Consider the following 12,502-nt stretch of genomic DNA (forward strand, 5'->3'; position numbering starts at 1 on the left):
GGAACGAGAAGGTAGTTCAGCCGAGAGTTCAAGCTTGAAGCAGCCGAGCAGGTTGAGGAGCGAGGCGTCCGGTGCGCTGTAGCAGGTGCTGGTGGCGGAGTACTAGCCAGGGGAACCCCGCTCGGGTGCCACCGCGACGTGCCCGACTTCGAGACAGTGGTCGGCGTGTCTTTCGGCACTGCCGTAACCTTACGCTTCAGGCCGTACCCGCCAGATTCCACCGCGAGGCGGCACGCTGTTCTGACGTAGGTGGAGCCGCGCTCCACCTACGTGATGGCAGCCAGGTCGCGATGGGATTGGCAGCATTGCGTACCGCCGGTCAACACGCCGCGGTGGTCGATAACGCTGCGCACGCGACGCTTGTCTCGCCTACGCCGAATTGCTTATGGACGGACGAAGGCCGGGCTCGCAGAATAAAATCAAGGAGGGGCCAACATGGACCAGCTGAAAACTGATTTTCTGACGCTCTCGGACGAGGCGTTAGCTGCGGCGGCTTGGCAACAGAGGCGTGAAGCGCTGCACGGCAACCGTTTCGCTTTCGGCCGGGCACACGAACTCGAGCGGGAGTTGCGGCGCCGGGGTAGTTGGGAAAGCATCTTGGGCGCGCCATTGGCTGCCCCGCCTGCGGCCAGTGCTGGCGCGCGACCCTGGTGGAGATTCTGGTAGCTCCCAGCCGCTGTGCCCGGCGTCAGCAGGTGGGAAGGGCGGCCTCCCGAGATTCCCCCGAGCGTGGCGGTAGGTTTCTTGCGCGCGACGTTGAACTCGCCGCAGATTGATTGCATGGTTGGAGACCTGCATGCATCACCTGCAGCGAAAAAGCGCATTGCCGCTCTTGAGTGGGAGGCGAACTGCGAGCGGATGACGCATGCCCTCAGTCAAGAAGTCCGTGTAGATGCCCCCGAAGTGTTATAGGCGACGATTCGACGTGCTCGCGAACTGCTGACGGAGCTCGAGCAGTTGCCCGCATTGCCGATGCCGCACCTTGACGGCCGTAGCCTGCTCTCGCGAAAAGCAGGACCGCTTCGTGACAACTCTAGAATTCGAGCGAGGCTTGCAGGCCGGTACACGGGGGAAAATGTGGGCGTGGAACAGAGATATGCGGCAGTGACGAGGGCTCTGGTCAGCGGCATTGCCGACGGGACGTGGCCGGTCGGCAGCAATCTGCCCGGTGAGACCGAGCTTGCGGAGGCGTTTAATGTAAGCCGGGGTACCGTACGGGTGGCGCTTGAGAAGCTGCAGGGCTTGGGGCTGATTTCGCGGCGAAAACGTGCTGGAACCAAAGTGGAGGCCCGTCATCCCGTCGTGGCAACTTACGAGCCCACCATCTCGTCGGTCGACGAACTCATCCAGTACTCGGCCAACTCCACCCGGGTGATCCACGGCATCCGCAACATCGTGGCTGACAAGGCTTTGGCTCGACGCCTGGGCTGTGCGCCTGGCAGCTCTTGGATGGAGGTGCAAGCATCGCGTTCCGCGCCCGATGTCGTCGGGTTTCCCATGGCCTGGTGGACTGTCTATGTGGTCGAGCACGACGGCGAACTGATCCGCTCGAAGCTCAAGAGCGATCAGCGCCTGATTTCCGACTTGATTCACGAAGCCAATGGCAGGGTACTCAGCGAGGTGCGCCAGACTGTGCGTGCCATTGCGCTTCCCGCTGAATTGGCCCCGAAGCTGGGTGTGGCCCCTGATACCCCGGCCCTGGAATTCATCCGGCAGTACTTCGACCAGGCACGCGAGCTGTACCAAGTGTCGGTGAGCATCCATCCAGGCGAGCGTTCGGCGTACTCGACGGTCCTCAAGCGGCAGTCTCCCAAAGAACTCTGAAGCAGTCATTTCCTGGTGGAAACCCTGGGGCCGGGAGGATTGACTCTTTAATATGTTCAAACATATCATTTGTATGTACATATTTGAGGGAGAACTATGCGGGACAAGGTCGTGGTACTCACCGGTGCTGGTGGTGGCATCGGTCGGGGGATTGCACTAGCACTTGGCAAGGCCGGGGCCAAGGTGGTGGCGAATGACATCGGCGTCACGCTGACGGGCGAGGGCGGCGATGCCACTGTGGTCGAAAAACTGGCCAAGGACATCCGGGCGGCGGGCGGCGCTGCAGTAGCCAACACCGATTCGGTCACGACATCGTCCGGAGCGAATCGCATCGTGCAGGCGGCGCTCGACCACTTCGGGCGCATCGATGCGGTCATCAACAACGCAGGCAATCTGCGTGACCGCTTCTTCTTCAACATGAGCGAGCAGGAATGGCGCGAGGTAATCGACGTCCACCTGCACGGCAGCTTCTTCGTTGCCCGAGCGGCCGCCCCCCATTTCCGGGCGCAGTGTTCCGGTGCGTATGTGCACATGACGTCCACTTCGGGTCTGATCGGCAACTTCGGCCAAGCCAACTATTCGGCCGCGAAGCTGGGCGTCGTTGCGCTGTCGAAGTCGATTGCGCTGGACATGCAGCGCTATGGCGTGCGATCCAACTGCATAGCACCTTTCGCCTGGAGCCGTATGACGGATTCGATCCCGGCGAACACGCCCGAAGAACGGGCGCGCGTTGAAAAGCTCAAGCGCATGGAGGCCGGAAAGATCGCGCCGATGGCGGTCTTCCTGGCCAGCGATGCAGCACACGACGTCAACGCGCAGATCTTCGGGGTGCGCGCCAACGAGATCTTCGTCTTCAGCCAGCCGCGTCCAAAACGCTCGGTGCACCTGAGCGAAGGCTGGACACCCGAGACCATCGCACAGGTCGCGATTCCAGCCATGAAGCACGATTTCTATGCGTTGGAGCGTTCGCCCGACGTCGTCAACTGGGATCCGATTTGATGCACATGCCAAACCAATCCGTCGAGGCGCCAGCGGCTGCGGCCACAGCAGTGGGCCCGGACGCTTACTACGCGCGATCGCTGGCAGAGGGCCGCTGGCAAGTGCAGCGTTGCAACGCCTGCCACCGTCCCATTTTCTTTCCGCGCACTGCTTGCACCGCCTGCGGCTCGACGGACTACACATGGTTTACGCCCAGCGGCCATGGTCTGGTGCATTCAACCACTGTGATGCGTCGGCCACCGACCGCAGGCGGTGACTTGCATCTGTGTCTGGTGGATCTGGAAGAGGGCTTTCGCATGATGAGTCGGGTCGAAGGCATCGAGCCGGGCCGCGTTGCCATCGGCGACCCAGTGGTCGCGGTGCTGATCGAGCATGCCGGCGCGCCGCTGGTGGTTTTTCACCCAAACGGGGAGGGCGTATGAGCGCTGCAAGCAAGGCGTTCCGCGGCGCCGCCGCCATCACAGGCATCGGCAGCGCGGGACTGGGTGACGCCAAGGGTTTCAGCGAGGTGGAAATCCTGTCGCTGGCCGCCCAGGCGGCGGTGGCCGATGCAGGCCTGAAGATGGCAGACATCGACGGTCTGTGCACCTGCAGCGGCTTGGCCACCATGTGGGCCCTGCCCGTGGCCGAGTACCTGGGACTCCAGCCGCGTTTCGTCGACAGCACGATGCTGGGCGGCTCCAGCTTCATTGCCCAGCTGCTGCCGGCGGTGCATGCGCTGATGGCTGGTGACTGCACCAACGTGCTGGTCTGCTACGGCAGCACGCAGCGCAGTGGCTCGGTGGACCGCGCGGCCGTCACCAAGATGCGCCAGGTGCTGGACCCACAGCCTTATGAAACGCCGTACCAGCCGATGCAGCCGATCAGCGCTTACGCGCTGGCCACGGCGCGGCACATGCACCAGTACGGCACCACACGCGCGCAGCTGGCCGAGGTGGCAGTGGCCGCACGCCAGTGGGCGCAGCTGAATCCTGCGGCCTTTAGCCGGGGTCCGTTGACCATCGACGACGTGCTGGGCGCACGGTTGGTTTGCGACCCGCTCAGCGTGCGCGACTGCTGCCTGCTGACGGACGGCGCTGGCGCTTTTGTGCTCACCCTGGCCGATCGTGCCAAAGACGGGCCGAATCCGCCCGTCTATGTCCTCGGCAATGCCAGCGAAACCTGGCACCGTCAGATCTCGTCCATGCCGGACCTCACGGTGACCTCGGCATCCCGTTCCGGCCCGCGTGCGCTGGAAATGGCCGGCGTGTCGATCGCCGACGTCGACCTGGCCTGCCTGTACGACGCGTTCACGATCAACGTGATCCTGTTCCTCGAAGATCTGGGCTTCTGCAGGAAGGGCGAGGGTGGGGCCTTCGTGCAGGACGGCGGCATCGCACCGGGAGGAAGGTTGCCGGTCAACACCAACGGTGGTGGCCTGTCATTCGGCCATCCTGGCATGTACGGCAGCTTCCTGGTGCTCGAGGCGGTCGAACAGTTGCGCGGCGCTGCCGGTGCACGTCAGCAGGCCGGCGTGGAGGTCGCGCTTGTACACGGCAACGGCGCCACGCTGTCGAGCCAGTCGACCGCCATCCTGGCAACCGAGGCCGCGCTGTGATCAACAAAATCGCTCCCAGTCTGCAGGACGCGGTGGCTTCCATCACCGACGGCACGTCGGTCATGGTCAGCGGCTTCGGCGACTCGGGTCTGCCGTTCGAGTTGCTCCACGCCCTGGTCGACCAAGGCGCTCGTGACCTCACGATCATCAGCAACAATGCCGGGACGGGCGACCATGCACTGGCCGCCCTGCTGGCCGCCGGCCGGGTGCGCAAGATGGTGTGCACCTACCCCAAATCGTCCGGTGCGCACGTGTTTGCTGAGCTCTACAAGGCCGGCAAGATCGAACTGGAGCTGGTGCCACAGGGGACGCTGCTGGAGCGCATGCGCGCCGGCGGCGCCGGACTGGGTCCCTTCTTCACGCCGACTGCGTACGGCACGCCGGTGGCCGAAGGCAAGGAACAGCGCATGTACGAAGGCCGGGGGTATGTGCTCGAGCAGCCGCTGCGCGCCGACTTCGCGCTGGTGCGCGCCTACCAGGCTGACCGTTGGGGCAACCTCACCTACCGACTCGCGGGCCGTGGCTTCGGCCCCGTGATGTGCATGGCCGCGCGACACGCCATTGCGCAGGTCGACGACATCCTGCCGCTGGGCGCCATTGCTCCCGATGCGGTGATCACCCCCGGCATTTTCGTGGCCCGCGCGGTGCGCAAGGACAACCATGGCTGATTTGAAAAAGCTCTCGCGGCACCGGCTGGCGCAGATCGTCGCGGCGGAGATCCCGGACGGCAGCTACGTCAACGTGGGACTAGGGATCCCGACCCTCGTCGCACGCTACCTCGATCCATCCAAGGAAGTCATCCTGCACAGTGAGAACGGGATCCTCGGCTTGCGGGGGCTGCGCGAGGGTGAGGCCGGCGACGTCGACCTGATCAACGCCAGCAAGGAACATGTGCAGCTGGTGCCCGGCTCGTCGATCTGCGAGCAGTCCACGTCCTTCGCGATGATGCGCGGCGGCCATCTGGACGCCACCATCCTGGGTGCCTTCCAGGTGTCACCCAACGGCGACATCGCTAGCTGGTCCACTGGCGACCCGAACGCGGTGCCCGGCATCGGCGGTGCAATGGATCTGGTGGCTGGGGCCAAACGCGTCATCGTCACGATGGAGCACACCACACGCGACGGCCAGCCCAAGTTGCTGGAGCGCTGCGTATTTCCACTCACAGGCTGCGGCGTGGTGACCTCGGTCTACACCGACTTGGTCGCCATCGACGTCGTGCCGGGCACCGGCTTCGTGGTGCGTGGCCTGGCTGACGGCGTCAGTCGCGAACAGGTGCAGCGCGCCACCGGCGCGCCACTGCATTGGGCCGACTGCGTGTCCGTTCTGACGCATTGAACATCAACAAAGGAGACTGACCTATGACCTACCCGTTTCGCAGAACCCTTGTGGCCGCCAGCCTCACGCTCGCCGTTCTTGGTGCCTCAGCCGCCGACTACCCCAGTCGGCCCATCACCATCGAAATTCCATATCCGCCTGGAGGGACTGCCGACTCGGTGGCTCGACCACTGTCGGTCGAGTTGGGAAAACGGCTGGGCGTGCCCGTCATCCTCGACTACAAGGCCGGTGCGGGCGGTGCCATTGCAACCCAGTTTGTGGCCAAGGCCAACCCCGATGGCTACACCCTGGTGATGGTGCTGGCGGCACACGCCATCAATCCCAGTTTGTACAAGAATCTTCCGTACGACTCGGTCAAAGACTTCACACCGATCTCCATGGTGGCCAAGCTGCCGCTGGTGCTCTACAGCAACCCCAAGTTCGGTCCGAAGACCGTGCCGGAGTTGATCGAGTATGCGAAGAAGAATTCCGGCCGACTTAGCTTCGGCTCCGCCGGCAGCGGCAACACCAGCCACCTGGCCGGCGAGCTGTTCGCCAGCACCGCTGGCGTGCAGATGCTGCATGTTCCTTACAAAGGCGGCGGACCTTCCATCACCGCCGCCGTCGGTGGGGAGATTCCCACCGTGTTTGCCGGCCCGGATTCGCTGGGCATGGCGCGCAGCGGCCGACTCCATGTAGTGGCGGTGACCAGTCCGGAGCGCTCGCCGCTCATTCCCGACGTGCCTGCGATCGCAGAGACACTCAAGGGCTTCGAAGTCTACGGCTGGTACGGCTTGCTGGCGCCAGCGAACACGCCTGCTGCTGTGGTCCAGAAGCTGAACACCGAAATCAATGCCACGCTGAAGTCTCCCGAGTTCAAGAAGATGGTCGAGCCGCTGGGTTACATCCCCACGGGCTCCACGCCAGTCGAATTCAGCAGCTTCGTCGAAACCGAAACCAAGCGTTGGGGCGAGGTGATCCGAAAGGCCGACATCAAGCTCGAATAGCGCGTTTGCAAGCTCAACGACAAGGAGACAGCATATGAAGCGCAGAACGCTCATGACCGCCGCGCTGGCGGGCGTACCGCTTGGCGCCAGCCAAGCGCAAACGGCGCCGATGTCCGTACCACGCCATACCTTCGTGCTGCAGCACGGGGCTTGGCACGGGGGCTGGTGCTGGGTGCGAGTCGCCGATCGCCTCCGAGCTCAGGGGCACCGCGTCTTCACGCCCACCAGCACCGGCCTGGGCGAGCGCAAGCACCTCATCTCGAAAGACATTACGGTCGAGGTCCTCGTCACGGACCTGGTCAACATGATCGAGGCGGAGGAGTTGAACGACGTGGTGCTGGTCGGCCACAGCTTCGGGGGCATCGCCATCAGCGGCGCGGCAGATCGCGTTGCCGGGCGCCTGCGGCAGTTGGTGTACCTGGACGCAGTGATCCTGCAGCCCGGCCAATCGGCATTGAGTTCCGTGCCGCCGGCGGTCGCGATTCAACGGCGCGATGCGATCCGTGCTGCGGGTGGGGTCTCGCTGGCGGTGCCGCCCACCTCCTTCTTCGGCATCACCGACGGCCCCGACGTCGAATGGCTGCGGCGTCGCCTGACGCCCCATCCAGCGGCTACCTACGATTCGCCGCTGAACATCCGCAACCCTGTGGGCAACGGCCTTCCTACCACCTACATCGGTTGCACCCTCAATCCGTTGGCCAGCATCGAACCGATGCGCCAATGGGCTCGCGAGCGAGCCGCGGACCGTGACGGCTGGACTTATGAAGAGCTGCCCACGGTGCACAACGCCATGATGACCAAGCCGGATTTGCTCGCTCGGACCCTGCTGAGAATTGCCGCTCGGTGAACCGCGAGGTTCTCAAATTTTCCCTCCTCCATGAACCACTCTTCCTTCCCCTTCGGCAGCACTGTCATCGATTCCATCCTGTTCCGCGACGCATTCGGAACGGCCGCGATGCGGTCGGTGTTTTCCGATCAGCAGATGGTCCAGCGTTATCTGGATGTCGAAGTTGCGCTCGCCAAAGCCGAGGCGCAGGTCGGTGTAATACCGCAGGACGCGGCCGACGCCATCGCTCGCGAGTCGCGGCTGGACCGCATCGACTTCGACCACATGCGCGAGGAGACCGACATCGTCGGCTATCCAATCTTGCCATTGGTCCACCAGATGGTGGTGATGTGCGGCGAAGCCGGTCGCTACGTGCATTGGGGTGCCACCACCCAGGACATCATGGATACGGCGGTGTCCCTGCAGGTGCGCGATGCGCTCGACGCTGTTGCTGAGGATGTTCGGCAGCTGCGTGCCATTCTGGCGGGACTCGCCCAGCGCTACCGCGACACACCGATGGCCGGCCGGACCCATCTGCAGCAGGCGCTGCCGATCACCTTCGGCTACAAGGTGGCCATATGGCTGGCCATGTTCGACAGACACCAGCAACGGCTCGCCGAACTGCGCCCGCGCGTGGCGGTGGTGCAGTTTGCGGGGGCGGCTGGCACGTTGGCGTCGCTGGGCGACAAGGGAATGGAAGTCCAGCAGGCCCTTGCCGCAGAATTGCAACTGGGTGTGCCGGCAACCACCTGGCACGTGGCGCGTGACGGCTTTGCGGAGGCCGTCAACCTGCTGGCGCTGGTGACCGGCTCGCTTGGCAAGATCGCGCTCGACATCATGCTGATGGCCTCCACGGAGTTCGGCGAGGTCTATGAACCTTTCGTCAAGGGTCGTGGCGCCAGCAGCACCATGCCGCAGAAGCGGAACCCCATTTCCAGCGAGCTTATGCTGGCTGCGTCCAAGGCGGTGCGGCAGAACGCGGGTCTGATGGTCGACGCGATGGTGCAGGACTTTGAGCGCGCCACCGGCCCTTGGCACGCCGAATGGATCGCGATCCCACAGAGTTTTATTTTGACGGCTGGTGCTCTCCATCAAGCGAAGTTCGCGCTTGGCGGATTAATCGTTGACGAAGCGCGCATGGCGCATAACTTGGGCATGAGCAAAGGCCTAATCGTTGCGGAGGCTGTCATGATGGGACTGGCTCCCACCATTGGCCGGCAGCAGGCGCACGACTTAGTCTATGACGCTTGCCGGGCAGTCAACGAGCAGGGCGGCACATTGGCTGCGGCCCTAGCGGCGATGCCGGCCATTACTCAGCATGTCGAGCGCGCCACCATCGATCGTCTCACCGACCCGGTCAACTACCTTGGCCTTTCGTCGCAGATGGTGGAACGCGCCCTGGCGCTGTCCGCCGCCATCGTCTGAGCGCACCAATCAAACATGGCTAAACGCGGGTCGTTTGCGTCCTGAGTTAAGTAGACCTACGCGTATCATGGGGCCGGCTCAGAAAGAGTCGCTCGCCTGAATCACGCGACGCGCTCCCGAAGGGCTGATCGCCTTGTGCCTACGGCGAGTCCTCCGATCACGCCCACGATGCTGCCGATGATCCCGGCGGCAACGGTGCCGCCCCCCGGCGACCATTGAGCCGATGGCCGCGCCAGCAGCGGTTTCCGCAATGACTGTGCCGGCCACGTAGACCGATCGATCCTGTGTGTCGGTCAATCGGTGGCTGGAACTGGGCGCGCTCATCGGTGAGCAGGTCGGCGAACGCGGTACCGTTGGATTGCCGCGGGCTGAGCGTTCCGTCAATCGAAATTGGCCGGGTCCATCCGCTTCACCTGCTCCTCGTATCCAGGCTCGGGCTGGATCTCGAAGGAATGCAATAGCCGTCCCACGCAGACATAGAAGCTCGCAGTCAGGACCAACTCGACCAGTGCTTCTTCTTCGAAGCCTTCGAGGCGCAGGCGCTCGATGGCCTGCTTCGATGCGCCAGGCCCCCGCGTTACCTCTTCGGCCAACTCGAGGGCGGCGCGTTCCTGCGCGTCGAAGTGTGTCGACTGCTTCCAGTTTGCCAGTGAGTCGATTTGCAGCTCGCTGACTCCGGCTGCCAAGGCCATGGGAAGATGGTGGGCCCATTCGTACGTTGTTCCGGACATCTGCGCTCCACGCAAGATCATGAGTTCGCGCAGCTTTCGTGGCGTCTTTGCCCGTTGCCGCAAGGGCCAGGCGAAGTCCAGCCACGCCTCGAACATCGCCGGTGCATGGCCCAGGACGCGGTAGAGGTCGGGCATGTGGAAGTCCGGTCCCATCGCCCCACGCACCCGGTCGAAGAGCGCTCGCGTGTGGGGCTCCTCGGGCATCTCGGGCAGCAGGGGGACGTGCGGCATGGCGATCCTTGGTGTGGGGTAGTTGACTCAGGTGGAAGGCGCGTCGGCCTTCAGGTCCGGCGACAGGGTGCCAGCGGTGGCGCCGGCATCGACTGGCAGGATCACCCCGGTGACCCACCGAGCCTCGTCGCTGGCAAGGTAGACCACCGCATGACCGACGTCCCAGCCGGACCCCTCCGTGTGGAGCAGCGAGCGCTTGCGGCGCTGCTCGCGCACCTCGGGCGTCATGCGGTCCGCCACCATGGGCGTGTGCACCATGCCCGGTGCCACGCAGTTCACCCGGATGCCTTCGGTCCCGTGATGCGCCGCCATCGCGCGGGTCATGTTCACCACCGCGCCCTTGGAGGTCGGGTAGAGCAGGGCGGGCGTGCCGCCGATCAGGCCCGCCACCGAGGCAATGTTGACGATCGATCCCGCGCCTTGCCGCCGCATGTGCGGGATGGCGTACTTGGCCATCAACATCATCGAGCTGACGTTGATGCGAAGCGCTCGGTCCCACGCCTCGATGTCGACCTCGACGGCATTGCCCGCAGGTCCGCCGACGCCGACGTTGTTCACCAGGATATCGACGCGGCCCCAGGTCTCGGCGGCGTGCGCCACCGCGGCGCAACACTGCGCAGGCTCGGCGACATTGGCCTCCAGGGCGAGTGACGTGCCGCCCTCCGCGTCGATCCACCGCTGCGTTTCGAGCGCTGCCTCCATCTGCGCATCGAGCAGCAGCACTCGGGCACCGCGGCGAGCCAGCAAGATGGCCGCGGCCCGCCCGTTTCCGATGCCTGTCCCGCGAGAGCCCGCGCCGGTCACGATGGCCACACGACCGACGAGGCTGCCGCTGGCCGGCTCCGTATGCTGTGCTACTGCCATCGTCAGATCATCGCGAAGCCGCCGGAAGCACCGATCGTCTGCCCTGTGATGAACAAGGCGCGCTCGGATGCCAGGAAGGCAACGATGCCGGAAACGTCCTCAGGGCGCGACAGTCGGCCCACACCCTTGGAGATCGGGTACACGTTCAGCATCTTGCCCAGCCGCTCGTCGTTCTCGATCGTGGCATCGACGCGCAGCGGGCCGTCCTTGATGCCCGCATGCGAGACCGCACCCAGCGCGACCGAATTGACGGTGATCGCGTGCCGGCCATGCTCGCGAGCCAGCGCCTTGCCGAAGCCGGCGATGGCCGCCTTGGCACTCGAATACACCGCCATGTTGGCCTCCCCGATGCGGCCGGCCTCTGAAATGATGTTGACGATGCGGCCGTGCTTGCGAGCCACCATGCCCGGCAACACGCTGCGGCAGCAGTGCATGGTTCCATAGACGTTCAGGTTGACGATCTTGGCCCAGTCCTCGATCGGCATCTCGAGGAAGGGCGGGGTGCGCCCACCCTTCTCGCGACGCTCCGGGATGATGCCCGCGTTGTTCACCAGCACACCGACCGGCGCATCGAAGTGCTTGGCACCCTGCGCAACCATCGCTTCGACCTGGTCGCTGCGCGTGATGTCGGCCGGTGCGGCGAGTGCCTGACCGCCCGCCTCGGCAATTTCCCGGGCGACGGCCTCGGCTCGCTCCGCGAAGAGGTCGTTGACGATGACGCGGGCACCTTCGGCCGCGAGTTCGATGCAGATCTGACGGCCGACGCCCTGGCCGCCGCCGGTGACCAGCGCGACCTGGCCTTCCAATCCGAGTCTCATGGGTTGTTTCCTTGGCTTGTGTGAAAGAGGGGGGGATGGTTGGAGGTGCTCAGCGGCCGGTGAACACCGGCTTGCGCTTCTCCACGAAGGCGCGCATGCCTTCCTTGCGGTCGTCGCTGTCGATGATCATGGCCGCCGCATAGCGCTCGTACTCGAGCCCCGAGTCGAGGTCGGTCTGCATGCCGCGATTGATGGCGCGCTTGGCAAAACGCACCGCCAGCGGCGGGTGCTCGGCAATACGCTGGGCCAGCTCCAGGGCAGCGGGCATCAGCTCGCCCTGCGGCATCACCCGGCTGACGATGCCAAAGCGCAGCGCGGTCTCGGCGTCGACGAGGTCGGCGGTGAGGATCAGTTCCTTGGCGCGCGCCTCCCCGATCAAACGGGGCAGCCGCTGCGTGCCGCCGGCGGCGGGAATCACGCCGAGCTTGATCTCGGGCAGGCCGAAGCGCGCACCGTCGGCCGCGATGCGGATGTCGGCGCACAGCGCGATCTCCAGGCCGCCACCGAGCGCGACGCCGTTGATGGCGGCGATCACCGGCTTTTCGAACTCCTCGATGTTGCGGAACAGGTCGTGTGTGGCCTTCTGCGCCACGAAGTACTCGGTGCCGATCGTGACGTGGCCGGCGCGCTCCTTGATGTCCGCGCCGGCGCAGAAGGCGCGCTCGCCGCTGCCGGTGATCAGCACCGCGCGCACCCGCTCGTCGGTGCGCGCGTAGTCGAAGAAGGCCCGCGCCAGGTCGGGCTTCATCGAACCGCCGAGGGTGTTCATGCGGTCCGGCCGATTCAGCGTGATCACGGCGACGTTGCCGCGTACCTCGTAGAGCAGGGTGTCCAGCGGTGGGGTGTTGGGTGTCATAAGAAACTTC

14 protein-coding genes are annotated in these 12,502 nt (G+C 64.7%); 10 read left to right on the plus strand and 4 right to left on the minus strand.

All coding sequences use genetic code 11. From position 1 onward, the window contains the following. Window positions 1–435 precede the first annotated feature (435 nt). The 10 genes from N8A90_RS08410 (at window position 436) to N8A90_RS08455 (ending at window position 8,992) form a co-directional block, all read left to right on the plus strand. Window positions 436–666: a hypothetical protein gene (locus N8A90_RS08410; RefSeq protein ID WP_262074269.1), complete on the plus strand. Its 231-nt coding sequence runs from the start codon at window positions 436–438 to the stop codon at window positions 664–666. A 417-nt stretch (window positions 667–1,083) separates the two neighbouring features. Beyond that, entirely contained in the window at window positions 1,084–1,824 is a 741-nt protein-coding gene (locus N8A90_RS08415; protein WP_262074270.1) for a GntR family transcriptional regulator, read from the plus strand. 96 nt (window positions 1,825–1,920) lie between these two features. Then, window positions 1,921–2,823: an SDR family NAD(P)-dependent oxidoreductase gene (locus N8A90_RS08420; protein ID WP_262074271.1), complete on the plus strand. Its 903-nt coding sequence runs from the start codon at window positions 1,921–1,923 to the stop codon at window positions 2,821–2,823. After that, entirely contained in the window at window positions 2,823–3,245 is a 423-nt protein-coding gene (locus N8A90_RS08425; RefSeq protein ID WP_262074273.1) for a Zn-ribbon domain-containing OB-fold protein, read from the plus strand. Before N8A90_RS08420 ends, N8A90_RS08425 begins: the two co-directional genes overlap by 1 nt. Next, window positions 3,242–4,420 (plus strand): acetyl-CoA acetyltransferase, encoded by a 1,179-nt coding sequence (locus N8A90_RS08430; RefSeq protein WP_262074275.1) that lies wholly within the window; start codon window positions 3,242–3,244, stop codon window positions 4,418–4,420. The genes N8A90_RS08425 and N8A90_RS08430 overlap by 4 nt, the downstream gene beginning before the upstream one ends. Next, window positions 4,417–5,088, plus strand: coding sequence for a 3-oxoacid CoA-transferase subunit A (locus N8A90_RS08435; RefSeq protein ID WP_262074277.1), 672 nt, complete (start codon window positions 4,417–4,419; stop codon window positions 5,086–5,088). Before N8A90_RS08430 ends, N8A90_RS08435 begins: the two co-directional genes overlap by 4 nt. Next, window positions 5,081–5,755, plus strand: a complete 675-nt coding sequence (locus N8A90_RS08440; protein WP_262074279.1) for a 3-oxoacid CoA-transferase subunit B — start codon at window positions 5,081–5,083, stop codon at window positions 5,753–5,755. Before N8A90_RS08435 ends, N8A90_RS08440 begins: the two co-directional genes overlap by 8 nt. 23 nt (window positions 5,756–5,778) lie before the next feature. Further along, window positions 5,779–6,741, plus strand: a complete 963-nt coding sequence (locus tag N8A90_RS08445) for a Bug family tripartite tricarboxylate transporter substrate binding protein (RefSeq protein WP_262074281.1) — start codon at window positions 5,779–5,781, stop codon at window positions 6,739–6,741. 34 nt (window positions 6,742–6,775) lie between these two features. After that, the gene (locus N8A90_RS08450; protein ID WP_262074282.1) at window positions 6,776–7,588 is read left to right on the plus strand and encodes an alpha/beta fold hydrolase; all 813 of its coding nucleotides are present in this window, start codon (window positions 6,776–6,778) and stop codon (window positions 7,586–7,588) included. Window positions 7,589–7,618: 30 nt separating this feature from the next. Further along, window positions 7,619–8,992, plus strand: coding sequence for an adenylosuccinate lyase family protein (locus N8A90_RS08455; protein WP_262074283.1), 1,374 nt, complete (start codon window positions 7,619–7,621; stop codon window positions 8,990–8,992). A gap of 380 nt (window positions 8,993–9,372) precedes the next feature. Here the strand turns inward: N8A90_RS08455 and N8A90_RS08460 are convergent, their stop codons facing one another. The 4 genes from N8A90_RS08460 to N8A90_RS08475 are packed head-to-tail and all read right to left on the minus strand — an operon-like array spanning window position 9,373 to window position 12,492. Further along, window positions 9,373–9,954 carry a carboxymuconolactone decarboxylase family protein gene (locus tag N8A90_RS08460; protein WP_262074284.1) on the minus strand — a complete coding sequence of 194 codons (582 nt, stop codon included), beginning with the start codon at window positions 9,952–9,954 and terminating at the stop codon, window positions 9,373–9,375. 27 nt (window positions 9,955–9,981) lie between these two features. Continuing rightward, window positions 9,982–10,818 carry an SDR family NAD(P)-dependent oxidoreductase gene (locus tag N8A90_RS08465; protein WP_262074286.1) on the minus strand — a complete coding sequence of 279 codons (837 nt, stop codon included), beginning with the start codon at window positions 10,816–10,818 and terminating at the stop codon, window positions 9,982–9,984. 2 nt (window positions 10,819–10,820) lie between these two features. After that, on the minus strand, window positions 10,821–11,636 hold the full coding sequence (locus N8A90_RS08470) for an SDR family NAD(P)-dependent oxidoreductase (protein ID WP_262074288.1): 816 nt from the start codon (window positions 11,634–11,636) through the stop codon (window positions 10,821–10,823). Between the two features lie 49 nt (window positions 11,637–11,685). Further along, entirely contained in the window at window positions 11,686–12,492 is an 807-nt protein-coding gene (locus N8A90_RS08475) for an enoyl-CoA hydratase/isomerase family protein (protein WP_262074289.1), read from the minus strand. Between the last annotated feature and the right edge of the window lie 10 nt (window positions 12,493–12,502).

The organism is Variovorax sp. N23, assembly GCF_025486315.1.
Classification (GTDB): Bacteria; Pseudomonadota; Gammaproteobacteria; order Burkholderiales; family Burkholderiaceae_C; genus Variovorax.

Excerpts from the sequence above, each read along its gene's own strand:
- N8A90_RS08450 (WP_262074282.1), top strand. The coding sequence starts at position 6,776 with ATGAAGCGCAGAACGCTCATGACCGCCGCGCTGGCGGGCGTACCGCTT.
- N8A90_RS08470 (WP_262074288.1), bottom strand. The coding sequence starts at position 11,636 with ATGAGACTCGGATTGGAAGGCCAGGTCGCGCTGGTCACCGGCGGCGGC.
- N8A90_RS08475 (WP_262074289.1), bottom strand. The coding sequence starts at position 12,492 with ATGACACCCAACACCCCACCGCTGGACACCCTGCTCTACGAGGTACGC.
- N8A90_RS08430 (WP_262074275.1), top strand. The coding sequence starts at position 3,242 with ATGAGCGCTGCAAGCAAGGCGTTCCGCGGCGCCGCCGCCATCACAGGC.
- N8A90_RS08445 (WP_262074281.1), top strand. The coding sequence starts at position 5,779 with ATGACCTACCCGTTTCGCAGAACCCTTGTGGCCGCCAGCCTCACGCTC.
- N8A90_RS08440 (WP_262074279.1), top strand. The coding sequence starts at position 5,081 with ATGGCTGATTTGAAAAAGCTCTCGCGGCACCGGCTGGCGCAGATCGTC.
- N8A90_RS08410 (WP_262074269.1), top strand. The coding sequence starts at position 436 with ATGGACCAGCTGAAAACTGATTTTCTGACGCTCTCGGACGAGGCGTTA.
- N8A90_RS08465 (WP_262074286.1), bottom strand. The coding sequence starts at position 10,818 with ATGGCAGTAGCACAGCATACGGAGCCGGCCAGCGGCAGCCTCGTCGGT.
- N8A90_RS08420 (WP_262074271.1), top strand. The coding sequence starts at position 1,921 with ATGCGGGACAAGGTCGTGGTACTCACCGGTGCTGGTGGTGGCATCGGT.
- N8A90_RS08460 (WP_262074284.1), bottom strand. The coding sequence starts at position 9,954 with ATGCCGCACGTCCCCCTGCTGCCCGAGATGCCCGAGGAGCCCCACACG.
- N8A90_RS08455 (WP_262074283.1), top strand. The coding sequence starts at position 7,619 with ATGAACCACTCTTCCTTCCCCTTCGGCAGCACTGTCATCGATTCCATC.
- N8A90_RS08425 (WP_262074273.1), top strand. The coding sequence starts at position 2,823 with ATGCACATGCCAAACCAATCCGTCGAGGCGCCAGCGGCTGCGGCCACA.